Genomic DNA, 26569 nt, shown 5'->3' with positions numbered 1-26569 from the left:
ATGGGTTGAGCGGGGTTGCTCTCAGTATGAACAACCGTTCAGGGGAACGGGCGTTGGTTCATTTCGTTGCATTGGGAGGGCATGTTGAGAGGAGGACGACATGAAAGCAAAGATCATTGCGCTCTCTGCTGCCGCTCTCGTGGCGACAGCACCAGCCGTGTTTGCTCAGGGTGTGTCGAGCAAGGCGCCAGGTCAGGAGATGCAGCAAATGGGTTCCAAGACAGGCGAGCCGGGCGCCTCCAGCTACGCCCCCGGACATAAGAAGCGTCACGCGATGCGCCACGCGAAGGCCTCGAAGACCACCAGCCCCGCCGCGACGAACGCCGCTCCAGGTCAAACGACCGGCGCGAGCACGAGGCCGACCACCGGCACGAGCACAAAGCGAGCGTACTGAAGTCCAGAGGGGACTGAAGTCCAGGCACTGACGGGACCCAACGGCACGTCGAACGTGGGACAGGTTGGGCCCCCGGCGAAACCCGTCATCCCGAATGATGGGTATCGCTCCCGCCTTCGCTCTCGGAGCTTCGGCGGGACAAGTCCGGCTTCGCTGGCCGGGCGAGCGGTGGAGTTGGCTTCGCAACCTGCCAGGCGCCGCAGGTTGTGAAACCCACCTCTTCAGGCCTCGTGAGCGGCAGCCGAAATCCGCCAGGGCCGAGAGCGTCATTCATGCAGGTCGAGAGCGAATTCGCTTGCCTTGCCTTGAGTCCTTTTGCACTCTCGTCGCAAGGAGACCAACGCATGAAGAAAATAGCCGTCGTGTGCGCTCTCGGAACGGCGCTGGTGCTGTGCAACCTCGGGATATCAGGCGCTGAAGCCCGGGCGCGGAAGGCGCAAGTCGTTCGTGCACCGCAAGAGAGGCTCATCGTCACGGCGCCCGTCCTGAGGCCAACGCCGTGGGATTACAATGTCATTCCCCGCTATCGTTATCGCCCCGAAGACGACCGGGTCGATCCCTACGGCCCGCCGCTGGTGCCGTCATATGTTCGCTATGAGGGATGGCGGTGGCCGTACTGGTGGTGAATAGTTCGCAGTTCGTAGGATGGGTAGAGCGAAGCGAAACCCATCAATAGCCGTCGTGGAATGATGGGTTTCGCAAGGGCTCTACCCATCCTACGGACTAACCGTCTACGGACTAACCGTCGCCATCCGCCGCCAGCCGCAGAAACTGCCGCTTCATCGCGTTGACCCTGGCGACATAGCCCGCGACGAGGTGATCGCCGCAGCGCGCGCCGGCCACCATCTGAAACTTGCGGCGCGCAAAGGCGGTGGCGGGACCCGCGCCGCAGAGATGGATGAAGGCGGCCAGATCCTGCTTCTGCTGTGCGGTAGCCTTCACATCGCCCGCGAGGCCGAGAACCATGGCCACCTGGCGATCCAGATACGCCGACGCCAGCTCGATGGCGTGGCTCGGGATCGCGCGGATGTAGAGGAAGGTAGAACCGCATCCGGTCTCCGTGACCGCATTGCCGCGGACACAGAACCGCGCCGCTTCAGCGAAGGCCGGGTCGGTCATCTGGAAGAGGCCGACGGCGCTGGAGGCGGGCCGGTAGATCGCGAGCGGATTGAAGCTCAATCGCCAGCGCCAGTAGGTGCGCGCCACCGGATTCCCCGAACTCTCGACCTGCGCCAGCGCGGCCAGCAATTCGGGCGTGATCGTCGCGGTGGAATAGGTGCGGAAGAGCGGCCCGTATTGCCGCCAGGTCTCGGCCGGCTCCTTGTCGAGGGAGTTGCCGACGAAGACAAACAGCTCGGTCGGCTTGCGGATCATTTGATAGGCGATGTTCAGGAGCGCGATAGCCGCAAGCAGGATCGCCGCAATGCCCGCAATCCGAACCACCCGCGGTGCGCGCGCGAACGTCTTGCGCACCCACCGAGTGCCCCGCCGGAGGCTGCGAAGGCGGGGGACGAGGCGACTGCTTTTTCTTGGCATGGGTCTTGTGGGGAGCGGGTAGGACGGGGTGAGCCTTGCGTCGCGCACGTCAGGTACATAGCCGAAATCGGTGTGGATCTCGCTGATGCCGATGAAGGTAAGCGTGACAGCTTCACTGTCCCGTCATGAACTCGGCAGCCAGATCGCGGCCCGCATTGTTCTAAATCAACAAACCCGCTCATTGGCGACTTACGCTGACGACCTTCCAGTCCCGGAAGGAGTGTGGTCATGTCGCGCCGAACCATCGTTTCACTTACCGCATCCGTCATCATTGGCATCGCCTGCATCGTGACTGTTTCGACGGACGCCTTCGCGTATCGAAGAGGCGTTGGGGTTGGTCGCGCTGGTGTTTATCACGGCGGTGTCTATCGCGGTGGCGTCTATCGTGGTGCAGCCGTGCGCCGTGGAGTTGCCGTGGGCGTCGGAGCTGCTGCGGTTGGTGCTGCTGCTTACGGGGCTTACGGAGCCTACGGTGGCTATCGCCGCTGCGGCTACGAACCTTACCCCCCTTGCTACTAGCCGGTCTTGGCGCAGCGGCCACCGAGTAACCGGTTGCGCCGGGCTTGGTGGCGGTGACAGTGCATTCAATCTAAGTTGATGGGCCGGTTAAGTGCACTGTCACTGTAGTCGCAGAAATTCTGGAGCCGACAATCAATAGCGGCCGCCGTTGCCCTTTTGCTGCGTGATCCAGTCCGACAATGTTTTCCGTGTCGATTCCGCAGTCCGGTCCAGTGATGCCTTCGGATTGCCGCGGACGCCTTTCGCCGGACGGGGGCGTGGCGCTTCCGTTGCGTTGACGCCCTTCAAGGCAGCAGTCGATGCCTCTGCGGCTTCCTTCTCGAGGCGCAGCTTTTTCAATCGCGCCATCTTGATGCGCTCTGCCTCGACTTCGGGTCCTTCGGACAGCCGCGGCTTGTGTTGAGCAAGCTCGGCCGGGACCAGGACACCGATAATGGTTGTCTCACCGAGCGCCTTGCAGGCTTCGAGCCGATGCAGTCCCTCGACCAGAACGAGGCGGTCTCCGTCGAGCCGAACGGAAATGGGGGCCTGTTGTCCGATGTCCAGAATACTTTCCGCGATCTCCCCGACGATCTCGGGCTTGATAGCTTTCTTCTGCTTCGTGGGAACGAAGATCTTCTCGATCGGGAAGCTCTCCGGTTTGGGCATAACTTGACTCCGCTTCTACCGGGCCCGTCGGAACCCATGCCGGTGGGTTGGGAGTTTAGGAGGGAAGAGCTCGACCGCAAAGGCTATTTCGGCGGTAGAGCATTGATGAGCATCGAAGCCGGAACCAATCTGCGATTACGGCGACAGTACACTTAATTGACGCCGCCCACCAAGCGCGAGCCGAAGCCGCAGATCGGCGGGACGGAGCGAGTGAATTTAGTGCACTGTCACCGTAATTTGGATCACGTAGGATGGGTAGAGCGTAGCGAAACCCATCGATTGCCGCGATCGAATGATGGGTTTCGCAAGTGCTCAACCCATCCTACGAGCTAACCGCAGCGCGCCCCAAAAAAGTCATACCGCAATTGTGAATTGCTCCACAGACGGCGGCCGTCCAGTCGGTTTATCTGCCGCCAACCGGCCCCTCGTGCGCGCGTTTGGCCTTGCGCATCTGGCGCCTTCGTTCTTCGAAATTTCTGGGTGATCGCTATGGGCGTTTTTTATCGCACGGCCATGCTTTGCAGCTGGTTCATCGAGTCCACCATGAGCGGGTGTACCGAGAGATTTCGCGTGCGCTGAACAAGGCGCACAGAAATTTTCCCGAGGCCCCGCCGGTGACGGACGGGGCTTTTTCATGTTCGCAATCTGCCCATTCCGCCCGGCGGAGCCTTCGCGAGAAGGAGGCAGGGTCATGTGGGAGTATTTTGGACCCGATTTCGCTTTCGACGTGGTGAAAGGAATGGTCGCCGGAATAGCCTCAATGGCATTTCAGGTCGTGGCACCACGAACCTTTCGTGCCGCAAAGCAGTTTCGCGCGCGCTGGGTTGCGAGGAAGGCGGCGAGGCGAGCTGCGAGACGGGCACGCTGCAATGCGGTGGCCAATGATGAGCGGTGAGGAGCGAGTGGCCCGGATGGAGGTTGTGGGGCATCCGGGCTACGCTTGCGGGAACCTCACGCAGATGGAGCCGGCAAAACGCGAGTCAGCGCAAGAGCGATCCGACGCATTAAGCGGATGAGGTTGCTGAAATGAGAAGGGCGGCCTTTCGGCCGCCCTTTGCATATGTCCGGATCTAACGATCCTCGAGACGTTCTACCCCCTCACGAACACCCCGTCGTGCTTCCGCAAGTATCGCACTTCATGCAGGTGCCATTCCGCACCAGCGTGAAGTTGCCGCACTCCGAGCACATCTCGCCTTCGTAGCCCTTGGCCTTGGCTTCCGCGCGGCGCTCGGCCTTGGAGGGCACCAGGGTCTGCGCGGTGCCGGACTTGCTCCACTGGAGGGCTTCGAGCTTCTCCGTCGGAGAGAGGTCGTGGCTCACTTCCTGCTTCAGCGCGACCGCGCCTTCCAGGACGTCGCCGACCCGGGCGCTCGCGCCGTGGGAGGCCAGCGCCGTGACCTTGCTGCCGCCTGATGGCGCGCTGTCGTTGCCTTGCGCGACCGCGGTGGAGCCGCCGCGCATCACGACGAGGTTGTCGGTGCGGGAGCGGGTGAGGCCGCGCGACACGAGCTTGGAGGCGTGGTGGCCCTCGTCCGGCTCCTTGCCTTCCTCGACGCCCTTGCCGAGCGCGTCGAAGTTCGACTCGGTCGGATCGACATGGGCGAGGTCGAAGCGCGACATGTAGCTCACCGCGAGCTCGCGGAAGACGTAGTCGAGGATCGAGGTCGCGTACTTGATGCTGTCGTTGCCCTGCACGGGGCCCGCCGGCTCGAAGCGGGTGAAGGTGAAGGCGTCGACATATTCGTCGAGCGGCACGCCGTACTGGAGGCCCAGCGACACGGCGATGGCGAAGTTGTTGATGAAGGAGCGGAGCGCCGCGCCTTCCTTGTGCATGTCGATGAAGATCTCGCCGAGACGGCCGTCGTCATACTCGCCGGTGCGGAGATAGACCTTGTGCCCGCCGACGACCGCCTTCTGGGTGTAGCCCTTGCGGCGATCCGGCATCTTCTCGCGCTCGCGCATCACGATGATGCGCTCGACCAGCTTCTCGACGATCTTCTCCGAGACCTGGGCGGTGCGCGCCGCCATCGGCTTCTCGTAGAGCGATTCCACCGCATCGTCCTCGTCCTCATCGTCGGCGATGAGCTGCGAGTTGAGCGGCTGGGACAGCTTGGAGCCGTCGCGATAGAGCGCGTTGGCCTTCAGCGCGAGCTTCCACGACAGCATGTAGGCGGACTTGCAGTCCTCCACCGTGGCGTCGTTCGGCATGTTGATGGTCTTGGAGATCGCACCCGAGATGAAGGGCTGGGCGGCTGCCATCATGCGGATGTGGCTCTCGACCGACAGATAGCGCTTGCCGATCTTGCCGCAGGGATTGGCGCAGTCGAACACCGGATAGTGCTCGGCCTTGAGGTGCGGGGCACCTTCCACCGTCATCGCGCCGCAGATGTGGACGTTGGCCGCCTCGATCTCGCGCTTGGTGAAGCCGACGGCCTGGAGCAGGTCGAAGCCGGGGGCTGCGATCGCCTCGGCGCCGATGCCGAGCTGGTCGCGGATGAAGTCCTCGCCAAAGGTCCACTTGTTGAAGGCGAACTTGATGTCGAAGGCGGTCGGCAGGGCCTTCTCGACCTTGGCGATGGCCTCGTCAGTGAAGCCCTTGGCCTTCAGCGTCGAGGCGTTGATGCCGGGCGCGTTGGACAGCGAGCCGTGGCCGACGGCGTAGGCCTCGATCTCCGCGATCTCGCTCTCGCGATAGCCGAGCGCGCGCAGCGCTGCGGGGACCGCGCGGTTGATGATCTTGAAGTAGCCGCCGCCGGCGAGCTTCTTGAACTTGACCAGCGCGAAGTCGGGCTCGATGCCGGTGGTGTCGCAATCCATGACGAGGCCGATCGTGCCGGTTGGCGCGATCACCGTGGTCTGGGCGTTGCGATAGCCGTGCTTCTCGCCGAGCTCGAGCGCCGCATCCCAGGCCGCCTGCGCGTGGCTGACGAGGTCAGCTTGCGGGCAGGAGACCAGGTCCATCGGCACCGGGTTGACGCTGAGCGCCTCGTAGCCGTTGGACTGGCCATGGGCGGCGCGGCGGTGGTTGCGGATCACGCGCAGCATGTGCGCGGCGTTCTTCTTGTAGCCGGGGAAGGTGCCGAGCTCGGCGGCGATCTCCGCCGAGGTCTTGTAGGTGATGCCGGTCATCACAGCGGTCAGCGCGCCGCAGAGCGCACGGCCTTCCTTGCTGTCATAGGGCAGGCCCATGGTCATGAGCAGGCCGCCGATGTTGGCGTAGCCGAGGCCGAGCGTGCGGAACTCGTAGGAGAGCTCGGCGATCGCCTTCGACGGGAACTGCGCCATCATCACCGAGATTTCGAGCACGACGGTCCAGAGCCGGCAGAGATGCTCGTAGCCCTCGACGTCGAAGTGCTTGGTGGCGACGTCGTAGAACGTCAGCAGGTTGGCGGAGGCGAGGTTGCACGCCGTGTCGTCCAGGAACATGTATTCCGAGCACGGATTGGAGGCGCGGATGTCGCCGGACGCCTTGCAGGTGTGCCAGTCGTTCATGGTGGTGTTGAAGTGCAGGCCCGGGTCGGCCGACGCCCAGGCGGCGTAGCCGATCTTCTCCCAGAGGTCGCGCGCCTTCAGCGTCTTCGTCACCTTCTTGGAGGTGCGGGCGTTCAGATTCCAGTCGCCGTCCGTTTCCACGGCCCGCAGGAAGTCGTCCTTGAGCGAGACCGAGTTGTTGGAGTTCTGGCCGGAGACGGTGAGATAGGCTTCCGAATCCCAGTCGGTGTCGTAGACGTCGAACTGGATGTCCTTGTAGCCCTGCTTGGCGAACTGGATGACGCGCTTGATGTAGTTGTCGGGCACCAGCGAGCGACGAGCCAGCTTGATTTCCCGGCGCAGGGCAGGGTTCTTCTCAGGGTCGAAGCAGTCGTCGCCCGAACCTTCGCAGTTCACGCAGGCCTTCAGCACCGCCTTGAGGTGCTTCTGGTTGATCTTGGAGCCGGTGACGAGAGCTGCGACCTTCTGCTCCTCCTTCACCTTCCAGTCGATATAGGTCTCGATATCGGGGTGATCGACGTCGACCACGACCATCTTGGCCGCGCGGCGCGTGGTGCCGCCCGACTTGATCGCGCCGGCGGCGCGGTCGCCGATCTTGAGGAAGCTCATCAGGCCGGACGAGCGGCCGCCGCCGGAGAGCTTCTCGCCTTCGCCGCGCAGGCGCGAGAAGTTGGAGCCGGTGCCGGAGCCGTATTTGAACAGGCGCGCCTCGCGGACCCAGAGGTCCATGATGCCGCCCTCGTTGACGAGGTCGTCACCGACGCCCTGGATGAAGCAGGCGTGCGGCTGCGGATGCTCGTAGGCCGATTTGGACTTGGTCAGCTTGCCGGTGAAGGGGTCGACGTAATAGTGGCCCTGGCCGGGACCGTCGATGCCATAGGCCCAGTGCAGGCCGGTGTTGAACCATTGCGGCGAGTTCGGCGCGACCATCTGCATGGCGAGCATGTAGCGGAGCTCGTCGTAGAAGGCCTGGGCGTCCTCGTCGTTGGTGAAATAGCCGCCCTTCCAGCCCCAATAGGTCCAGCAGCCAGCGAGGCGGTCGAACACCTGCTTGGCGCTGAGCTCGCTGACATAGCGCTCCTTCTCGGGCAGCTGGCTAAGAGCTTCCGTGTCGGGCACGGAGCGCCACAGGAAGGAGGGGACGGATTCCTCCTCGACCTTCTTCAGGCGCGCGGCAACGCCGGCCTTGCGGAAATACTTCTGGGCGAGGACGTCGGAGGCGACCTGCGACCACTCGGTCGGCACCTCGACATTATCAAGCTTGAACACGACCGAGCCGTCGGGATTGCGAATCTCCGACGTGGTCAGCCGGAAATCGATCCCGGCGTAAGGTGACTGTCCCGTGGTGGTGTGCCGCCGCTCAATCCGCATGGTCTTGCCCCGTCCTTATCTTTGACCGAACCGCCTCCGTTCAGGCAGCCGGGTCGACATTTCGCTTCGCGATTCCTCCCGGGCCGTCCGGCCTTAAGGCTTCGCAGTTCAGCCGGTGGATCCGGCCCAGTTTCTCCCGGCGCGGTTTCTCGATGCGTGCATCGATCACCCGCCGGCATGTCCACGCTCATCCGCCCCAACGGGATGCGCGCGACATGCGTTCAACGCCCCACAACGTCACAACTTCTATCGATGCCATCCGAGCCTGTTGCCGGCCCGTTCTGGCGCCCGAAAAGTCCGCTTACCGCGGGCAGACAAGCCCTCATCCCGCTGCCTTTGGCTGGCTGGCGGAGTGACGATTTGCGAGACCCTTTGGGGGAGTGCCGGCGGGACGCAAACTCACTCGCGCCGAACGGACCGAAAGCTAGGACTCTCCGTTGCGCCCGTCAAGAACTAGTGCGAGTTCCTGAATCAAATACTAAATATGGTGGATTGCGGGGGATAACAGGGGGCAAGCCCGCGCCTGTTGTGGAGGCAAGTATCAGTGAGTCCTCAGGGATTCCCAACTGAAAAAATTTGTGTCCGGTGGTGATCGGAACCCTTCACCCCGCTCTTCACAGGGCAGGTATATTTTTGGGCAATGGGGTTGCGCCAGCAGGACTCACGTAGCCTTACGGAAGGTGAGGGCAGGCATGCCCGCCGAGGTGGTGGTGGGGGGCGCGAATCCGCGCCAAGCTGACCGCGATTTTGCCGGGTACCCCACATGCTTGATTCGACTCGGCCGGTGCTGCGACCGCGCATCGCCCCGGCCGGCCTGATGTTCCTTGCCATCACCTCGATCGGTTGGGGCTTCAACTGGCCGGTGACGAAATTCCTGCTCGCCGAGCTGCCGCCGCTGACCTTGCGCGGGGTGACCGGCGTGCTCGGGGCTGGTCTGCTGGCGGCGCTCGCCCTGGTCCGCGGCGACAGCCTGAAGGTGGCGCGCGAGATCTGGCCGCGGCTGCTGACCGCCGCCGTCCTCAACGTCACCGGCTGGATGGTGCTGATGGGCCTGGCGCTGCTCTGGCTGCCCGCCAGCGAGGCCGCGCTGATCGCCTACACCATGCCGGTCTGGGCCTCGATCATCGCCTGGCCGGTGCTGGGCGAGCGGCCGACCGTTCTGCGCACGCTGGGGCTGGTGATGGCCTTCGTGGGCCTCGCCTCGATCATGGGCGGCAACGGCATTGCCGCCAGCGCGGCGAAGCTGCCAGGCATCATCATGGCGCTGTTCGGCGCGCTCGGCTTTGCCCTGGGCACCGTGTTCTCGAAAAAGTACCCGATCCGCCTGCCGCCGATCACGGCCGCGGCCTGGCAGATCGGGATCGGCTGCCTGCCGATCTCGATCGTCGGTCTGCTGATCGAGACCTCGCATCTGGAGCTGGTGACGCCGGTCGGCTGGTGGCTCCTGGTCTATTCGACCGTGGTGCAGTTCTGCATCGCCTATGTGAGCTGGTTCGCCGCGCTGGCCCGCCTGCCGGCCTCGGTTGCCGCGATCGGGACCATGGCCGTACCGGTCATCGGCGTTGTGGCCTCGGCGATCGCACTGCACGAGCCGCTCGGGCCAGGGCAGATCGCGGCGCTGGTCTTCACGCTCGGTGCCGTGTTGCTGGCGACGCGCTAGATTCTTGTTTGACGCGTTTTCTTTACGCGATCCGGTATCCACTTCGCTTGAAAACGCTTTAGACCGCCATCCCGGCGCCGCCCAGCGCCTTCCGGATCATCTCGGCGAGCTGGTTGCGGCGGTAGGGTTTTGTCAGCAGCAGCACGCCGTCGTCGAGCTTGCCGTGGTGGACGATGGCGTTGTCGGTGTAGCCGGAGGTGTAGAGCACCTTCAGTCCCGGCCGCCGCCTGGCCACTTCCTCGGCGAGCTCGCGCCCGCTCATGCCGCCGGGGATGACGACGTCGGTGAAGAGGAGATCGAAGGCCTGCCCGGCCTCGATCGCCTGCAGCGCGGCGCGGCTGTCGGGCGCGGCAACCGTCTGGTAGCCGAGGCTCTGCAATTGCGCGGTGACGAAGTTGCGCACCAGTGGATCGTCCTCGACCACGAAAATGATCTCGGCGCCGCCTTCGGCCTGAGGCGCGACGGTCGCGGCCACTTCCGCCATGCCTTCGCCCGGCGGCAGATAGAGCTTGATCGTGGTGCCGTGGCCTTCCTCGCTGTAGATCTTGATGTTGCCGCCGGACTGCTTGACGAAGCCGTAGACCATGGAGAGGCCGAGGCCACTTCCCTTGCCGACCTCCTTGGTGGTGAAGAACGGCTCGAACGCCTTCTCCTGGATGTCCAGCGGCATGCCGGTGCCGGTGTCGCTGACCGCGAGCATGACGTAGGGGCCGGGCACCACGTCCGCATTGGCCTGCGCATAGGCCTCGTCGAGCACGACGCGGTGGGTCTCCAGCAGCAGCTTGCCGCCGTTCGGCATGGCGTCGCGGGCGTTGATCGCCATGTTGAGCACGGCATTGGTGAGCCGGGACGGATCGATGTGCGCGGTCATCGGCCCCTGTTCCAGCACGGTCTCGATCTGGATCTGCTCGCCGAGGGTGGGGCGCAGGAGTTTTGCGATGTCCGTGATCGCGGCGTTGATCTCGACGTTGCGCGGCTGGAGCGGCTGCCGGCGTGCGAAGGCGAGCAGGTGCTGGATCAGCTCGGCGCAGCGCTCGGCGGCATCGTCGATCAGGCGCGCCACGCGCTGGAGCTCGGGCTGCTGCTTCAGGCTCGCCACCAGCGTCTCGGTATTGCCCGAGATCACCGTCAGCATGTTGTTGAAGTCGTGCGCGACGCCGCCGGTCAGCTTGCCGATCGCATCCAGCTTCTGCGACTGCTGCAATTGCCGCTCGGTCTCGCGCGAGGTGGTCGCATCGTGATAGACCAGCACGGCGCCCGAGATTTCGCCTTGTCCGTCCCGCATCGGACGGCCGCTGATCATGAGGTGGCGCACCTGATTGCCGCTGTGCGGGCGGACGATCATCTCCAGGTCTTCGAACTCCTCGCCGCGCAGCACACGCACCGAAGGCAGCTCCTCGGCCTTCATCGGCGTGACGCCGTCGCCATGAAAGACGTCCGACAGCACCCGCAGACTGCTCAGGTTCATGCCGGTGCGGTGCAGCAGCATGCGCTCCGCGGCCGGATTGGACAGAAGAACGTTGCTGTCGACGTCGATGACCAGCACCGCCTCCGCCATGCTGCGAAAGGTGCTCTGGAGCACGTTGACGGACAGGCGGAGCTCGTCATGCGCGGTGACCAGATGTTCGGTGCGTTCGGCCACCGCCGCCTCGAGTTGCTCCTTGGCGGCGGTGGTCTCCAGCAGCGTGCTCTTGAGCGCGCCCTCGGTGCGCCGGCTCTCGCGCATCACCATCACCACCAGCAGCAGGATCACGAGCGCGCCGGCGACATCGATGCCGAGCAGCACGATGCCGGTGCGACGCGAATCCTGGGAGCGCGCGGCGAGCAATCGTTCTTGCTCTGCGCTCAGACGGTCGAGATTGCCCATCACCGTGTCCATCAGGCCGCGGCCCTCGGCCTTGCCGTTGAGCGCGGCAATGCCGGCCTGGTCATTCATGGCGCGCAGGCGCATCGCCTCGGCAGCGATCTCGACCCGGCGCAGCGCCAGCGGCTCGGTGCCCTCCAGCAGCGTGACCTGATCGGGGTTGTCGCCCACGCCGCGCTTGAGGTCGGCGAGTGCCGGCGCGATCTGGGCATGCACCGCCTGGAATTCGTCGCTGAAGGCCGGGCTGCGATAGATCTCGTAGCCGCGCGCGGCGCTCTCGGCGCGGCGCATCAGGACGCGCAGATCGGAGATCTTCTTCTGGACCTGGACGGTACGGCTGACCCACGCCGAGTCGGACCGCGACTTGACGTCGAGGCCGATCGAGGCGGCGGTGATGATCAGGAGGATTGCAAGTCCAGCACCGAGAATGACGCGCTGCGTTGGAATCAAGGGGCTTCTTTCTTGTCCTTCGGCTGTGCGCTCTCGCCCGCGAGACATTCCCGGATTGTCGTCAGCAGCGCTTCCGGCGTGAACGGCTTGCGCAGGCAACGCGTTGCGCCGAGCTCCAGCGCCATGCGGAGGAAATCGGGAGAGGGCGAGGCCGACGATGCAAAGGCGTAACCGGACATCGCGATCAGCGGGATCGCCGGCGCGCGCTCGTGAAAGATGCGGATGGATTCGAAGCCGCGCATATGCGGCATGAAGATGTCGACCAGCATCACGTGATACGTCTGCGCTTCCAGCGCAGCCAGTCCCGCTTCACCGCCGTCGGCCAGCGTAACGTCGAAGCCCTGACGTTGGAGAAGGACCTCGATGGTCGCGCCGACCATCGGATCGTCATCTACCACGAGAATACGCGGCATGACCTTTCCCAGTAGATCGAAGTCCCCGCATTGGTGATATCCGCGAATCGTGGGTCGGGTCAATTTTGGATTGGATCAGGGTAGATATGCACGGTGCGGTGAATAAAGGTCCGTTTGCGTCGACTTGTACATATCGTCGTGGGAACAGGTGCACGCGCAACTGGTGAAAGCGGAGCACACGCGAAAACGGCGCCGCATCGCTGCGACGCCGTTTCTGTCAAGCATTGTAGTTGCGGTTACGGGCAGGGATGACGCAGGCCGTCATAACCGAGGTAGGTGCCCGACGCCGGGTCGTAGGAGCGGTAGCGCTGCGCGCAGTAGCCCGCGGAATCGCCGCCGCTGTCGGGAACGACCGCCACCGACGGCTCGTCGTAGTAGCTGTCGTCGCCGTAGTAGTAGGGATCGTTGTAATACCCGCCGCCATAATAGGCGTATGAGCCGAGGCCGCCGATAGCAGCACCTGCCGCGAAACCGGGCCAGAACCCGCCGCGACGATGATGACGCCAGCCGCCGTTCCAATTGCCGCCACCGCCCTGCCAGTTGCTGCCGGCGGCTGCGAAGTTGCGGCCACCGCCACCGCTGAACGACGGAGCAGTGCCGAGGCCGGGACGCGCCACTGCACCAGCCGCAAAATTGCCGCCGCCACCGCCGATCCGTGGACCGGCGCTGAAGCCGCCACCGCCCATTCGGGCGCCGCCGCCACCGCCGCCGAAGTGAGCGCCGCCGCCACCGCCGAAGTGAGCACCGCCCCCGCCGCCGAAATGGCCACCGCCACGGCCCTGCGCGAAGCTCGGTGTCGCCATCGGAAGGACCAGCGCCAAGGCTGCCGCCGCGCCTAGAACTCTCAGACTGTTCATGTTCAAACTCCTTTTCCAGGGAGCAAACCCCTTGAAAGGGCGGAGGTTCCTGGACTCACGCGGGTGTGCGCGTGTGAGGGGGAGATTTTCACGCGGTCGCTGTACCCGGCATGAACGGATCGCGTCAGCTTTGCGGCGGCGCTGCCGCGCTACGACGTTCGCGTGGGGCACGGCCGCAGCCGCCGAACTGGACATTTCCGTGACCGGATGGCATCAGGACCCGACGAAGCAGGGCCCTTGCCGCATGAAACAGTTCTTCCTCAAGTTCTTCACCTGGTGGAGTGGCCAGACGTTTGGCACCCAGCTCTGGACCAAGCGATACGGCGAGCTGGTCGGTCAGGACGAGCAGGGCAATCTCTATTATCGCACCCGCGACGGGGTGATCGACCCGACGCTCGGCTTCGAGCGGCGCTGGGTGATCTATAACGGCTATGCGGAAGCGAGCCGGATCCCGCCGTCCTGGCACGGCTGGATCCATCACGTCGTCGACGTGCCGCCGACGCAGGACAACTACCAGCCGCGCGAGTGGGAAAAGCCGCACCAGCCGAATCTCACGGGCACGGCCAACGCCTACCGCCCCTCGGGCTCGACGCTCGCCGGCGGCAAGCGGCCGAAGGCGACCGGCGACTATCAGCCCTGGACCCCTGGCTAGGCTTCCAGCCTTCGTCGAATCGTCATCTTCGGATTGGATGCAGGCGCATCCGGCTGATCCCGCTGTGGACATCGGGAACAGCGGGGATGCCGGCTGCGCGGCCGTTGTGTTCGCGCCGGCGATGCGGCTCAATGGTCCCATCTTACGGAGATGGGAGACCATCGCGTTCGGTTCGGGCAACAGTTCGCGACTGTCCCGAAATGCAGCGGCCGCCGACCAGGACTCGATCGGGAGATAGGCCCCCGGTCTGGAAGTTCCGAAATCGCCCGATGAAATGTGCAGCCGCCGTGAGACAGGAAAGGCCGCTTGGGAAACCGAGCGGCCTTTTTCTGTTGGGATGAGTTGCGTGTCCCGGACGCGGTGCAGCGCAAAGAGGCGCTGCAGCGCGTCCGGGACACGAGACTGATTGCGTGGAATCAGATGACCCGTTCAGCCGCGCGTTTGACCGCCTCGAGGCGGCGGGCCTGATTTGCGGCGCCGCGCTCTCTCAGCAAGGCCAGCACCTCGGCGGGCGCGGTGTCGGGCGAGCCGGACGTGAACGGCGGGGCGGGGTTGTATTCGATCTGGAGCTGGATCGCTTCCGCCGTGGTGCGGTTGACCAGGATCGACACCAGCGTCAGCGCGAAATCGATCCCGGCGGTGACGCCGCCGCCGGTGACGCGGTTGCGGTCGATGCAGACGCGCGTCTTGGTCGGCGTTGCGCCGAACTGGCCGAGCATCTCCATCGCGCTCCAATGGGTGGCGGCGCGGTAGCCCTTGAGCAGGCCGGCGGCGCCGAGCACCAGCGCCCCCGTGCAGACCGAGGTGACGTACCTGGCGCCTTCGGCCTGCCTGCGCAGGAAATCCAGCACCTCTTCGTCATTGAGCAGATCGTTGGTGCCGCCGCCGCCGGGCACGCAGATCACGTCGAGCTGCGGGCAGTCGGCGAATGTCGTGGTGGGCGTCAATGTCAGCACGGAATCGCTCGGCACCGGCTCGATCCGCTTCCAGATCAGATGCAGCTTGGCGCCGGGAACGGCGGAGAACACCTGCAAGGGGCCGGTGAAGTCGAGCTGGGTGACGCGCGGAAACACCAGAAGTCCGATCTGGAGCGGGGACGACATCGGGAGATCCTCCAATCATGGGCTTGACGCGGGCACACTGGCATGATGCCCTTCTGTCCAAAATGGCATAATTCCCTCAATTTCGGACATAACCATGATCGGCATTCTGATCTTCCCGGATTTCCAGTTGCTCGATGCGGCGGGCCCGATCTCGGTGTTCGAGGTCGCAGCACGCTGCGCCGGCAAGCCGCTTGCGCTGCGGGTGCTGGCGATGAATGCGGGACCGGTGCGCAGCTCCTCGGGCGTCGAGATGATGGCGCGTGATTTCAAATCGGCGAACGCCATCACGACGCTCGTCATCGCGGGCGGCGCGGGTGTGGCGGATGCCGCGCGCTGCGAGGTCACGCGTGCCTTCGTGCAGCGGCTGGCGCGGCGCGGCGTTCGGGTCGCCAGCGTCTGCTCGGGCGCCTATGTACTCGCCGAAGCGGGTCTGCTCGACGGACGCCGCGCCACCACGCATTGGGGCCGCACGCGCGATTTCGTCGCGCGCTATCCCAAGGTGAAGTTCGAGCCGGACCAGATCTTTACCCGCGACGGCAATGTGTGGACGTCGGCAGGCATCACGGCGGGCATCGACCTCGCGCTGGCGATGGTCACGGAGGACCATGGCGAGGAGATCGCGCAGGCGGCCGCGCGCCAGCTCGTGCTCTATCATCGCCGCAGCGGCGGCCAGTCGCAATTCTCATCGCTGCTGGAGTTGAAGGCGCCGAACGGCCGGTTCGGTGCGCTGTTGTCCTGGGCCCGCGAAAATCTCGACGCGCCGCTCACGGTGGAAGAGCTCGCTGATCGCGCCGGCATGAGTGCGCGGCACTTTGCCCGCGCCTTTGCCGCCGAGACCGGCACGACGCCGTCGAAAGCGATCGAGCGGCTGCGGATCGAGGTCGCGCGCGAGCGCGTGCAATCCTCGCGCGAGGCGATCGAGCTCGTTGCGGAGGCGACCGGATTTCGCGACCCCGAACGGATGCGGCGCGCCTTCATCCGCGCGTTCGGCCAGCCGCCGCAGGCGTTGCGGCGCGCGGCGCGGGCGGGGTAGGTGGTGTGCTCGTAAATGTGCCGCGCGCGTGCGTGATAGCGAGATCAGCGTTGCCACGAAAGCGGACGTCGACAATGCGCAAAGCGAATGTCCGCCTTCAGATGGGCAGGAGTACGATTTCCGAATACAGCCTGTCGAGCTCGCCGTCGGCGATCAACGGGGAACGGAAGCACGTGATCATCGGGAGCATCATGCCTCGTGGTGGGACCGGAAAGATTCGCGCCTCCGCGACGAGCGCCACCGTTCGCTGCCGGCGCAAGATCGCCAGCTTGACGCGCTCGAGATGCCGCAACAACAGAACCGGCGCACTACAATGCAGAATGTCCGAATAGGGGATTTTGAGCGGCAGAAACCGTGCCAGTCGTCCCAATCGACTTGCTGCAAGACGCTGATCGCGGCGCTTCACCACGAGATAGGCGTAATCAGGCCCGTCGACGACGATGAGCTGCAGGCAATCATACGCCGCGTGATCGTCGAAGATTTGCCTTTGGTGGCTGGTCAGTCTCTCGCGGACCACGGCCGGATCGAAGCTGATCATCGGCCGGGTCGAGCCGAACAAGGTCGCGGCCTGTAGCAATGGCGGTATGGCGATGCGCTGCGAGTCCAGCGGTTTGAAACGCTGTGCGATGAGGGCGGCCCAAGACGACGGCTGTGGAGTGAAGCACGTGTATGTGGCGTTTGCGTCATCCAGCATTGATGCGAGCAGCGCCATGCCCCAGCCGCGGTACTGCGCGCGCACAACCCAAGAGGACAGATTGCAGACGAGGACTGCCTCCTCGTTCACCTGCCGCCGGGCAGCAACTGCCCCGATGAATCCAACCAAGGCGTTGCCGTCGAAAAGCATGAAGCCGCGGGTGTGATCCGACCAGCCATGATCGAACAGACGGCGCCATCTCGTGGCATCGATGCCCGCCCCGCGAAACGATTCCTCAAGAAAGCGGCAGACCGGCTCCACGTCCTCCGGACCGAGGGCACGGACGTGCAGGCCCGACCGGCCAAGCTGCTGAGCCGTCATTGCCTCCGCGCCGGAGAGGACCGCGATCAGGCCTTCGATCGACGGCGCCCGCAGAAAGGCCGAAAGTGGCACCGGATGCCCTGCATAGCTCTCGATCTCCAGGAGCAGGCTGACTATGGCCAGCGAGTCCGCGCCGAGGTCCAGAAGATTATCGGACCAGCCGATGGGAGCCAGGTCCAGCACGCGCTGGCAGATCGCCTGCAGGTCTTTCCGCAGCTGCTCAACGTCTGGGAGCACTCCACAGACCGGGGTCGGCTCCCGAGACACACTGGCGGTCGGAGGCGCTCGCAGAACCGGATGGTTGGCAATGGCCTCAAGGCATTCGGCATTCTGCAGGGCGTCGCGATTTCGTACAGGGCGGCCGTTCACCGCATCCCGGGCTGCGATTTCGGACCGCTTGCCGTTAAAGGTGACAGGAAGCGCGTCGACCTGTGCGATACGCGCCGGCACGAAGGCCGGCGAGCCGCAGCGTGCAAGCTCGGAGCGGATGTGCTTGGCGAGAGCGCTGTCGAGCACCACGCCTTCGCGCAACACGAGCAACAAAACCATGCGTGTGCCGCCTGGCTCGTCTTCCGCTTGTTGCTCGACCGCCATCGCCTCGACGATCCCGCCGACGTCATCGAGGATGCGGTAGATCTCCGCGGTCCCTATGCGGATGCCGCGCACATTGAGGACGCCGTCTGAACGACCATGCAAGCGCCAGCCCCCATGAGGCGTGGCCTCGATCAGATCGCCATGGGTCCAATAGCCGGGGTTCTGAGCAAAGTAGGCGGCGTGGAAGCGGGTGCCGTCGGCATCGCCGTGAAAGCCGAGGGGCCGCGAGGGGAAGGGGTTGGCGCAGACCAATTCGCCTATCTCCGCCTGCGGATCGTCAGGCGGCGGCAGCGAGCGGACATCGAGGCCGAGGCTGCGGCACTGTGCCTCGCCGCGATGGACCGGCAGATTCGGATTGCCAAGGACGAAGCAGCCGATGATGTCCGTGCCGCCTGAGATCGACTGCAGCGGCATCGACGACTTCACTTTGCTGCTGACCCAGTCGTACTGGCGGGGATAGAGGATCGAGCCGGTCGAGAGCATGGTGCGCAGGGCAGAAAGGTCGAGCACCCGCCCTGGGGAGAAACCCTTCTCCTCGCAGAAGTGCAGATAGGCGGGATTGGTGCCGAACACGGTCACACGTTCCTCGGCAACAATCCGCCAGAACGTGTCCGCCGCTGCGAGCGGCCCGTCGTAGAGGACAATCTCGACGCCGGACGCCAGCGCCGAGAGCTGCCAGTTCCACATCATCCAACCGCAGGAGGTTTGGAAGAACAGCCTGTCGCCGTGGCTGAGATCACAGTGCAACCGGTGCTCCTTCAGATGCTCCAGTAAGGTGCCCCCGGCGCCGTGCTGAATGCATTTTGGCGGGCCCGTGGTGCCCGAAGAGAACATCGTGAACAGCAGATGGTTGAACGGGTGACGAGGCCAGCCTGGCCCAATCTCGCCACCATCATCATCACCGAGCAGATCGGCAAGCCTGTGCAGAGGTGCCGTCCCCTCATCGACGTCCAGCGAGCCATCGTCCAGCGCAATGATCGCCGCGAGGCTCGGCAGGCCGGCCGCCGTTTCGAGGACGCGCTCGGCGACCGGAATTCCCGCATCCCATCGCTCCGCTCGAAGGCAGCCGAAGAGCACCACGGCCTCGAGAGGGGCGAACCGCGCCAGGATAGCGGGTACGCCCATCTCCGGCGAGCAGCTGGCAAAAGTCCCGCCAATCGCGGCGGTCGCCAGACAGGCAATGACCGCCTCGGCATTGTTGCGTGCGATTGCCACGACGTGGTCGCCGCGGCGCACACCGAGCCGCTGCAACGACTTTGCCAATCGATCAACCGCGACGCGCAACGCGCCACGCGTGAACCGGTCGCGGCTGCCGTCAGCGTGGCAGGCTGTCAGGACCGGCTGGCCGGGACTGCCGGCGAGGAGGCACTCGGCGTAGTTGAGACGAAGATCCGGGAAGAAGCGCGCGGTCTCGCAGGCATCGCCGACGCAGACGGGCTCGGCTGCACCGTCCCGCGGCACGTCGGACCACTCAAGGAAGAGACGCCAGAAGCTGTGGAAATCCTCCACCGAGAAGCGGTCCATCGCAGCGTGATCGCTCAGCCGCTGCCCCGTTCGGGCCTCACACCATTGGCCGAAAGCAGTGAGCTGAGAATGTGCGATGCCATGAGCATCGGGACGGAACACGACTTCCTCCAAACCCGCCTCTGGGTGGCACGCGACGACCAAGCCGCAGGCAACGTTGGATAGCGTTCGCATCGCTCGGGGAGAATCATCCTCCGGGGTTATGTGGCGGATTGACGCATGTTGGCGGGAGTACCCCACCTGAGCGCCAGCGAGCGTAAGCCGCCACTCCTCCAGCCCCTTTGGAGTCGTCTCCTTGATGGCCGCTCTGGGGCACAGGGTGTGAAGTTCCGAGAGTGGAACCGCCTGTCCCGTTCACCCTCGAAAGCAGACATCCCGGATCTATGAGCACATGCCTAGGTCGGGCTATCTGCAGCTGCCCGGCCGGAGGTACCTGCGTGTGCCGTCAGCCGGCGCGCGATCGGCGTCAGCAGGTAGGGCGCAAGATGAATTGGAAACTGCGTGAGCGCGAAGTAGAGCCAGGTTGTGGCCGGCAGTGCGCCCGCGGTCGCGGCCAGCATCAGCCCGAGATTGCGCTGTGACACCATCAGGCCGATCGCGAAGGCGCGCTCATAGCCGACGCGGCGGAAGATCAGCGTCGTGACGGTGAGCAGGGTGAAATAGACCGCGAAGGCGAGCAGCGCGACACCGATCGTGAACAGGGGGGCGGCGAGGAAGTCGGTTGCGACGTCGCCCATCACCGCCGAGGCGAACACCAGCAGGATGACGATGTTGATGCCGTCGATCGGACGCTTGTGGCGCTGGATCGTCTCAGTGCCGAACAGGCGGCGGATGACGGTCGCGGCCAGCAGCGATGCCGCGAGGATGCCGAGCAGCTTCAGGCCGAGCGTGAGCGGCGAGATGCTGAGCATGCCGCCGAGAAACAGGCTTGCGAACAACGAGGCCGTGAAAGGCACCAGCGCGGTGGCGGTCACCAGCGCGACCAGGGGAAGCGTCGCATCGAGACCCATGAGCGCTGCGAGCGCCGGGGCGGCCATCATCGGCGAGGCCATGCCCTGCAGCATCAGCGCGAGGAAGAGGCCGGGCGAGCTTCTGTCGAGCCCGCTTACATGTGCGAGCAGCCCGACGATCAGCGGCACGCCGATCGTGGTCCAGGCCGTGGCGGCCGCGACCAGGGCCGGCCGGCGCAGATGTCCGTAGAGCGCCGCCAGGTCGACCCGCATGAAGGAGATGCAGAGCAGAAGGAAGATCGCTTCGGTGACGTAGGGGCGCAGCAGCGCGCCGAGCGGCGGCACCGCAACCGCGATGAAGGCGATGGCCGCCACGGCGCGCGTGCCCTGGTCGCCGAGCCATGTCAGCCCGCGCAGGGGAATGGCGAAGATCGTTTGAAGATTGGAAGCCATGCGCAACGGCGTCGTCAGCCCAATCCCTTCAACCACGCGCCGATCTCGCTGACCGCGACATTGGCCTCTCGCAACAACTTGCCCATGGTGAAGAAGCCATGGAATTGGCCGGGAAAGTGCTTGTAGGTCACGCTGACGCCGGCCTGCTTCAGGCGCGCGGCATATTCGTCGCCTTCGTCGCGCAGGGGATCGGCGCCGGCGGTCAGCACATAGGCCGGCGGCAGGCCGGCAAGGTTTTCCGCGCGCGCCGGCGAGGCGCGCCAGTCGTGGATGTCGGCGGTGCCGTTGAGGTAATGGTCGCGGAACCACCGGATCACCGAATGGGTCAGCAGCACGCTGGTCTCGGGCTCGCTGTGGGAGCCGTGCGTCATGGCGAAATCGACGGCCGGGTAGATGAGGATCTGGCCGGCGATCGCAGGGCCGTTGCCATCGCGCGCCGCGAGCGCGACGACCGCGGCGAGATTGCCGCCGGCGCTGTCGCCGCCGATCGAGAGACGGGAGGCGTCGATGCCGAGCTCGCGCGCATTCGCGGCGATCCATTTGGTCGCGGCGATCGCATCATCGGCCGCGGCGGGAAATTTGTGCTCGGGCGCGAGGCGGTAGTCGACCGAGATCACGATCAGCGCGGCTTCGACGGCAAGCTGGCGGCAGACGACGTCATGGGAGTCGAGATCGCCGATCACCCAGCCGCCGCCATGGAAGAACACCAGCGCCGGCGACAGGCCGTCGTGCCGGCGCGGGTCCTTCGGCACGTAGATGCGGGCCGGGATGGTGCCGTGCGGCGCCGGGATCGCCAGCGGAGCAACGCGGGCAAGTTCGGGCGGCTCGGGGTTGGTGGCAAAGCGCGCCTGGGCGTAATAGGCGCGCGCTTCCGCTGCGGTCAGGGTTTCGTAGGCGGGGCGGCCGGCCTCCTGGAAGGCCATGTAGACGGCGGCGGCATCGGGATCGAGCACAACGGGCATGGGGGAGCGACCTTGGGGCTTCTGTTTATCGTTGGACGGCGTGTTCGGGGGGCGGGACCCGCCTCGGCCCCCGGGGAAGGGTCGTCCGACTATCCCATTCGGCCGGCGGTCTGGCCAGCCGGGGCCGGGCAGGGCAGGAATGCCGCCCTTTCCCCGCCGTATTCGGCGTGTTAACCGGATGGCCTGCGAGCGGCGGTATCCCCTGTAGAATGTCCAGCAAGCCCGATTCGCTGTTGAAGCCGCGCGAGAAGATGGTTCGAACCCTTACCCTGACAGGTCTTGCGGCGCTTCTTGCCGCCACTGCGCTCACGGCTGCGACGCCCTCACAGGCGCAGATCGGCACGATCTTCTCCGATCCGCCGCCGCTGCGGCCGCCCGGCAGCATTCCGCGCGGACAGCCGCAGCCGCAGGTGCCCGACGACGACGAGGAGGTCCCCGAGCTGCCGCCGCAGGGCCGCGTGCTGCCATCGCGTCCGATGGCGCCGCCGCCCGGACGTCAGGGCAATGTCATGCCGGGGCCGGTCGAGACCCAGCCTTTGGCGCCGCCGCCAGGCTCCACCGTCGCTCCGCCGAACCAGCCGCCGCCCGTGGCGGTCGCGCCGCTAGGCGCCCCCCAGCCGGGCGCGCCCGGTCAGCGCCAGCCCCAGCAGAAGGGCGGGCCGGGCGGTGCCGTGCCGCAGACGCCGGCGAGCCTGCAGCCGGGCGACGAGGTCGTGACCGAGCCGCCGGCCCAGAAGATCGTGAACAAGAAGGCGACCTTCTCCGGCCTCGACAAGATCACCGGACGCATCATCAATTTCGACGAGGATATCGGCGAGACCGTCCAGTTCGGCGCGCTGCGCGTCAAGACCGATGCCTGCTACACTAGGCCGGCGACGGAAGCCGCCAACACCGACGCCTTCGTCGAAGTCGACGAGATCACCTTGCAGGGCGAGGTGAAGCGGATTTTTTCGGGCTGGATGTACGCGGCAAGCCCCGGCCTGCACGGCGTCGAGCATCCGATCTACGACATCTGGCTGACCGACTGCAAAGAGCCGCAGCAGACCATTGCGACGGCTGCACCGGATCCCGCGACCAAGCCGGCTGCGCCGCCGCCGCCCGCGCAGAAGAAGGCCGCGCCCAAGCAGGCCGTGCAGCAGCGTCCGCCGCAGCCATTGCCGCCGATCCAGCAGCAGCAACCGGCACCGCCGCCGCCCCCGCCACCGGAGCAGCGGCCAGGCCTGTTCGGTATCCCCGGATTCGGCCGCTAAGCCGGCTATCGACTATTGCCGCGAGGCGATGATCTCGAGCGCGCGAGCGCCCGGGATCGCCTCGCCGGGCGAGAGCTTGAGGAAATCGCCGGGCTCGCCCGCCAGCGCCTTGTCGAGCAGCGCGGTGTAGCGCCGCCGCGGAATCTCGACCGCACCGAAGTTCTTCAGATGCTCGGTGACATATTGCGTGTCGAGCAGCTCGAAACCGCCATGGATGAGCCGCGCGACCAGGTGCACCAGCGCGACCTTCGAGGCATCGCGCGCGGTGTGAAACATGCTCTCGCCGAAGAAGGCGCGTCCCAGGCTCACGCCGTAGAGCCCACCGACGAGGTCGTCGCCCTGCCAGGCCTCGACGCTGTGGCAATGGCCGAGCTCGAACAGGCCACTATAGAGGTCGCGGATGCGCTTGTTGATCCAGGTGTCCTCGCGCCCGGCCTGCGGCGCGGCGCAGCCGGCAATCGTGGCCTTGAACGCGGTGTTGACGGTCACGCGAAACCCATCCGAGCGCACGGTGCGCGCGAGCCGCGAGGCCACGCGGAAGCCGCCGAGCGGGATGACGCCGCGCAATTCCGGCTCGACCCAGAACAGGGTCGGATCGTCGGCGCTCTCGGCCATCGGAAAGATGCCGCAGGCATAGGCGCGCAGCAGTACGGCCGGCGTAATTTCAGACGAAGCGGAGTCGCGCGAAGTCATGGTGCGACAATAGCAGGATCGCAATGCGGTTGCGATGGGGGCGCGGGTCAGCTCGCGGCGGCGCTGTTGCTCTTGCCGGGCGCGACAGGCACGCGGGGGAACCTCAGCAAGATGCGGGTTCCGCTGTGGGCGGGATCGCGCTCGACCGAGGCGTCGAGCTTGGTGGCCATGGCCGCGACGATGCGCTGGCCCATGCCGGTGGAGCGCGGATCGGCCTTGACGTTGTCGCCGACGCCGTCATCGGCAATCGCCAGCAGCAGATTCTCGTCCTGCGGGGTCAGCTCGACATGGATCGGGCCGGCCCCGTCGGGATAGGCGTATTTCACCGCGTTCATCACCAGCTCGTTGACGATGATGCCGACGGCGACCGCGCGGTCCGGATCGATCTCGATCGGCTCGGCCTTCAGCGTCAGGCGCGACATCCGGTTACCTTCGGCCGAACGGCGCAGGTCCTCGAGCAGCGAGTCCAGGTACTGGTTCAGGACGACGCTCTTGAGGTCCTGCGAGGTGTAGAGGCGGCGGTGCACCTGCGCGACCGCGGCGACGCGGCCCATCGCGTTGGTCAGCGCGGCCTTGACCTCTTCCTGCCCGGCGGAGCTCGCCTGAAGATGCAGCAGCGAGGCGATGATCTGGAGCGAATTGCCGACGCGATGATTGACCTCACGCAGCAGCATCTCGCGCTCGGCGGCGAGCGCGGCATAGCGGTCGCGCGAGGCGTGGATCTCGGCTTCGGCCTCCTCGCGCGCGTTCTGCAATTCGGCCTGGCGCAGCGCGCCCTCCGCCGCGACGTGAAGCAGGGGGATGAAGTCGCCCTTGACGTCCTTGACGAGGTAATCGGCCGCGCCCGCCTTCAGCGCGGTGACCGCGATGCTGGAATCCTGCGAGGCGGTGACGAACACCACGGGTGGGGCGCCCGGGATCGCCATGATCTGCTCCAGCGTCTCGAGGCCGTCGAGACCCGGCATGTACTGGTCGAGCGCAACGACGTCGATGCCGCTTTCGATGCTGTCCTGGGCGCCGGCGCGGCGGATGTGCTCGAGGCCTTCCTCGCCGCTCGCGGCATGAACGACCCTGTAGCCGCGCCGCGTCAGGCCGCGGTCGACCAGGCGCGCGAGCGCGTCGTCGTCGTCGATATACAGCAGTGTCGGCGTTCTCTGGTTCATGTGGCGGCGGGCGGGACCTGGATGACCGAGAAGAACAGCCCGAGTTGCCGGATGGCGTTGGCGAAATTCTCGTAGTTGACGGGTTTGGTGATGTAGACGTTGCAGCCGAGCTCGTAGCAGCGCTTGATCTCCTGGGAGTCGTCTGTGGTCGTGAGGACGACTACGGGCGATGCCTTGAGATGACTGTTTTCCTTGATCTGCTTCAAAATGTCGATCCCGCTCATGTCGGGCAGGTTGAGGTCGAGCAGGATCAGGAGGGCATTTCCCTTCTGGGAAAGCCCGCTGCCGTCGGCGCCGAACAGGTGTCTCATCGCGTCGGTGCCGTTGCCGAACGGGACGATCTCGTTGTTGACGCCGGAGCGACGGATGTTGCGCTCGATCAGCCGGGCGTGCCCCTCGTCGTCCTCGATCATGATGATGGTAACAGGCTGCGTCATCGATCTACGTTCCGGTTGCTGGCGTTCCAGGCGACGGGCAGCGTGATCGTGAATGTGCTGCCCGCGTTCAGTTCCGACGATACCGACATGGTGCCGCCGAGACGGCGCACAAGTGCACGCACATGTGCAAGACCTATGCCCTGTCCGGGCTTGTCCTGGGTTCCCGCGCGCCGGAACAGGTCGAAGATCCGCTGATGATCTTTTGGATCGATGCCGCGGCCGTTGTCGCTGATCTCGAAGATAGCGTAGCCGAGCTTGGTGCGCCCGCGAATTCTGATCTCTCCGGGCTCCCCGCTCTTGAGATATTTGATCGCGTTGTCGATCAGATTGGAGAAGATCTGCTCCAGCGCAAGGCGGTCGCTGACGATATTCGGCAGGGGCGCGATGTGGATCTCGGCCTGCGCTTCCACCGCCTGATGCGCCAGTGTCGACACGATGGCCTCGACAAACTCGCGGATGTCGATCTTCTCCGGCTGGAATTCGCGCCGGCCCTCGCGGGTGAGGTTGAGGATCGCCGAGATCAGCCGGTCCATCTTGGCGATCGACGATTTGATGAAGCCGAGCGCCTCGGAGAAGTCCGCTGAAAGCTGCTGGTCGGGGCCTTCGAGCGCGATCTCGCCCGGGGCCAGGGGGGGCCCGTCGGCCGGGACGCGGGTAAGGCTGCCGATGCGGCGGAAAATGTCGCCGCCGAGTTCTTCGAGTTCGCTGGTGAAGCCCATGATGTTGACGAGCGGCGAGCGCAAATCGTGGCTGACGATATAGGCAAAGCGCTGGATTTCGTTGTTGGCCTCGCGCAGGTCTGCCGTACGCTCGTCGACGACGGTCTCCAGGTTGACGTTGGCATCGCGCAGGCGCATTTCGGCCTCGTCACGGGCGCGGGCCGAGCGCCGCACCAGCCAGATCGAGATCAGGGCCAGCACCACGACGAGGCCGGAGCCGATGCCGGTCATCGACGCGGCCAGCGTCTGGCTCTGGTCGGAGTTGGCGGTGCGAATCCGGAACAGTCGTTCCTCTTCGCGGGTCATCGCGTTGGCGAGGTTGCTGATCGTGGTTGTGGTGTTGCCGGCGGCGGCCTCGCGGATCAGCGCCGTGGCCTTGTCGGGTTGGCCCTGCTTCACGAAATTCATCTCGCGCGAGAACTGGTCGAGCCGGGTCTCGATCGCCGCGCTCAGCTTCTCGATGCTGTCGCGTTGCGCCGGATTGTCGCCGATCTGGCGCGTGAGCTTGTCGAGCGCCGGAATGATCGCCGCGACGGCCTTCTCATGATCCGACTGGAAATCCGGTCCCTGCGTCAGGAGAAAGCCGCGGGCGCTGCTCTCGGCGCGTCGGACTTCGAGCAGCAGGGTGTTGATCTGGTTCTCCACCTCGATGGTGTGGACGACCGATTTGCTGTCTTCCCGCGCCTTGTTGACGAGATAGACGGAGCCGGCGCTGATCACGGTCAGCACCAGAAGGCCCGCAGCAAACAGCAGGATCTGCCAAAATGCGCGCCGCCGCTGCGCCTCAGCGGTCACGACGGTCTCGCCCTGTTACGCC

20 protein-coding genes are annotated in these 26569 nt (G+C 65.4%); 6 read left to right on the top strand and 14 right to left on the bottom strand.

Translation table 11 applies throughout. The features are described 5' to 3' along the window. Positions 1-100: 100 nt before the first annotated feature. Positions 101-394 (top strand): hypothetical protein, encoded by a 294-nt coding sequence (locus ACVWW6_RS30895; RefSeq protein WP_060911814.1) that lies wholly within the window; start codon positions 101-103, stop codon positions 392-394. 344 nt (positions 395-738) lie between these two features. After that, positions 739-1020, top strand: a complete 282-nt coding sequence (locus ACVWW6_RS30890; protein WP_456681961.1) for a hypothetical protein — start codon at positions 739-741, stop codon at positions 1018-1020. Between the two features lie 112 nt (positions 1021-1132). On the opposite strand, the gene ACVWW6_RS30885 is transcribed toward ACVWW6_RS30890, so the two are convergent. The 3 genes from ACVWW6_RS30885 to ACVWW6_RS30875 form a co-directional block, all read right to left on the bottom strand. Further along, positions 1133-1930, bottom strand: coding sequence for a transglycosylase SLT domain-containing protein (locus tag ACVWW6_RS30885; protein WP_456681960.1), 798 nt, complete (start codon positions 1928-1930; stop codon positions 1133-1135). Between the two features lie 651 nt (positions 1931-2581). Further along, positions 2582-3097, bottom strand: coding sequence for a ParB N-terminal domain-containing protein (locus ACVWW6_RS30880; protein ID WP_011087020.1), 516 nt, complete (start codon positions 3095-3097; stop codon positions 2582-2584). A 1098-nt stretch (positions 3098-4195) separates the two neighbouring features. Then, positions 4196-7960 carry a vitamin B12-dependent ribonucleotide reductase gene (locus ACVWW6_RS30875; RefSeq protein WP_456681959.1) on the bottom strand — a complete coding sequence of 1255 codons (3765 nt, stop codon included), beginning with the start codon at positions 7958-7960 and terminating at the stop codon, positions 4196-4198. A 763-nt stretch (positions 7961-8723) separates the two neighbouring features. On the opposite strand from ACVWW6_RS30875, the gene ACVWW6_RS30870 reads away from it, so the two are divergent. Further along, positions 8724-9620 carry a DMT family transporter gene (locus ACVWW6_RS30870; protein WP_456681958.1) on the top strand — a complete coding sequence of 299 codons (897 nt, stop codon included), beginning with the start codon at positions 8724-8726 and terminating at the stop codon, positions 9618-9620. 58 nt (positions 9621-9678) lie between these two features. Here the strand turns inward: ACVWW6_RS30870 and ACVWW6_RS30865 are convergent, their stop codons facing one another. The 3 genes from ACVWW6_RS30865 to ACVWW6_RS30855 form a co-directional block, all read right to left on the bottom strand. Continuing rightward, entirely contained in the window at positions 9679-11934 is a 2256-nt protein-coding gene (locus ACVWW6_RS30865; protein WP_456681957.1) for a CHASE3 domain-containing protein, read from the bottom strand. Continuing rightward, complete coding sequence (locus ACVWW6_RS30860) at positions 11931-12347, bottom strand: response regulator (protein WP_011087050.1); 417 nt, start codon at positions 12345-12347, stop codon at positions 11931-11933. The genes ACVWW6_RS30865 and ACVWW6_RS30860 overlap by 4 nt, the downstream gene beginning before the upstream one ends. Before the next feature lie 236 nt (positions 12348-12583). Then, a complete protein-coding gene (locus tag ACVWW6_RS30855) occupies positions 12584-13204 on the bottom strand; it encodes a BA14K family protein (protein ID WP_456681956.1) in 621 nt (206 codons plus the stop codon). Between the two features lie 244 nt (positions 13205-13448). Between ACVWW6_RS30855 and ACVWW6_RS30850 the strand changes: the two genes are divergently transcribed. Further along, a complete protein-coding gene (locus ACVWW6_RS30850; protein ID WP_456681955.1) occupies positions 13449-13856 on the top strand; it encodes an NADH:ubiquinone oxidoreductase subunit NDUFA12 in 408 nt (135 codons plus the stop codon). Positions 13857-14272: 416 nt separating this feature from the next. Here ACVWW6_RS30850 and ACVWW6_RS30845 read toward each other — a convergent pair whose 3' ends face one another. Beyond that, positions 14273-14959 (bottom strand): DJ-1/PfpI family protein, encoded by a 687-nt coding sequence (locus tag ACVWW6_RS30845; protein WP_161535078.1) that lies wholly within the window; start codon positions 14957-14959, stop codon positions 14273-14275. Between the two features lie 94 nt (positions 14960-15053). On the opposite strand from ACVWW6_RS30845, the gene ACVWW6_RS30840 reads away from it, so the two are divergent. After that, positions 15054-15992, top strand: coding sequence for a GlxA family transcriptional regulator (locus tag ACVWW6_RS30840; RefSeq protein WP_011087054.1), 939 nt, complete (start codon positions 15054-15056; stop codon positions 15990-15992). Between the two features lie 97 nt (positions 15993-16089). On the opposite strand, the gene ACVWW6_RS30835 is transcribed toward ACVWW6_RS30840, so the two are convergent. The 3 genes from ACVWW6_RS30835 to ACVWW6_RS30825 form a co-directional block, all read right to left on the bottom strand. Then, positions 16090-19227 (bottom strand): acetoacetate--CoA ligase, encoded by a 3138-nt coding sequence (locus tag ACVWW6_RS30835; protein ID WP_161535077.1) that lies wholly within the window; start codon positions 19225-19227, stop codon positions 16090-16092. Between the two features lie 293 nt (positions 19228-19520). Further along, positions 19521-20528: a Na+-dependent transporter gene (locus ACVWW6_RS30830; protein WP_028171222.1), complete on the bottom strand. Its 1008-nt coding sequence runs from the start codon at positions 20526-20528 to the stop codon at positions 19521-19523. 14 nt (positions 20529-20542) lie between these two features. Continuing rightward, the gene (locus tag ACVWW6_RS30825) at positions 20543-21490 is read right to left on the bottom strand and encodes an alpha/beta hydrolase (protein WP_404522465.1); all 948 of its coding nucleotides are present in this window, start codon (positions 21488-21490) and stop codon (positions 20543-20545) included. Positions 21491-21699: 209 nt separating this feature from the next. Here ACVWW6_RS30825 and ACVWW6_RS30820 point away from each other — a divergent pair, with 209 nt between their 5' ends. Next, the gene (locus ACVWW6_RS30820) at positions 21700-22740 is read left to right on the top strand and encodes a DUF2155 domain-containing protein (protein WP_456681954.1); all 1041 of its coding nucleotides are present in this window, start codon (positions 21700-21702) and stop codon (positions 22738-22740) included. 12 nt (positions 22741-22752) lie between these two features. Here ACVWW6_RS30820 and aat read toward each other — a convergent pair whose 3' ends face one another. Genes aat through ACVWW6_RS30800 form a run of 4 tightly spaced genes read right to left on the bottom strand, consistent with a single transcriptional unit; the run spans position 22753 to position 26547 of the window. Beyond that, positions 22753-23433, bottom strand: coding sequence for a leucyl/phenylalanyl-tRNA--protein transferase (aat, locus tag ACVWW6_RS30815; RefSeq protein WP_011087059.1), 681 nt, complete (start codon positions 23431-23433; stop codon positions 22753-22755). 47 nt (positions 23434-23480) lie between these two features. Beyond that, positions 23481-24596 carry a sensor histidine kinase gene (locus tag ACVWW6_RS30810; protein ID WP_456681953.1) on the bottom strand — a complete coding sequence of 372 codons (1116 nt, stop codon included), beginning with the start codon at positions 24594-24596 and terminating at the stop codon, positions 23481-23483. Further along, positions 24593-25033 carry a response regulator gene (locus ACVWW6_RS30805; RefSeq protein ID WP_456681952.1) on the bottom strand — a complete coding sequence of 147 codons (441 nt, stop codon included), beginning with the start codon at positions 25031-25033 and terminating at the stop codon, positions 24593-24595. The genes ACVWW6_RS30810 and ACVWW6_RS30805 overlap by 4 nt, the downstream gene beginning before the upstream one ends. Then, entirely contained in the window at positions 25030-26547 is a 1518-nt protein-coding gene (locus ACVWW6_RS30800) for a sensor histidine kinase (RefSeq protein WP_028171227.1), read from the bottom strand. The genes ACVWW6_RS30805 and ACVWW6_RS30800 overlap by 4 nt, the downstream gene beginning before the upstream one ends. Positions 26548-26569: the final 22 nt, after the last annotated feature.

It is taken from the genome of Bradyrhizobium sp. USDA 3311, assembly GCF_054062495.1.
Note: the sequence above shows the minus strand (reverse complement) of the source record. Positions and strands in the feature narration are given on the sequence as shown.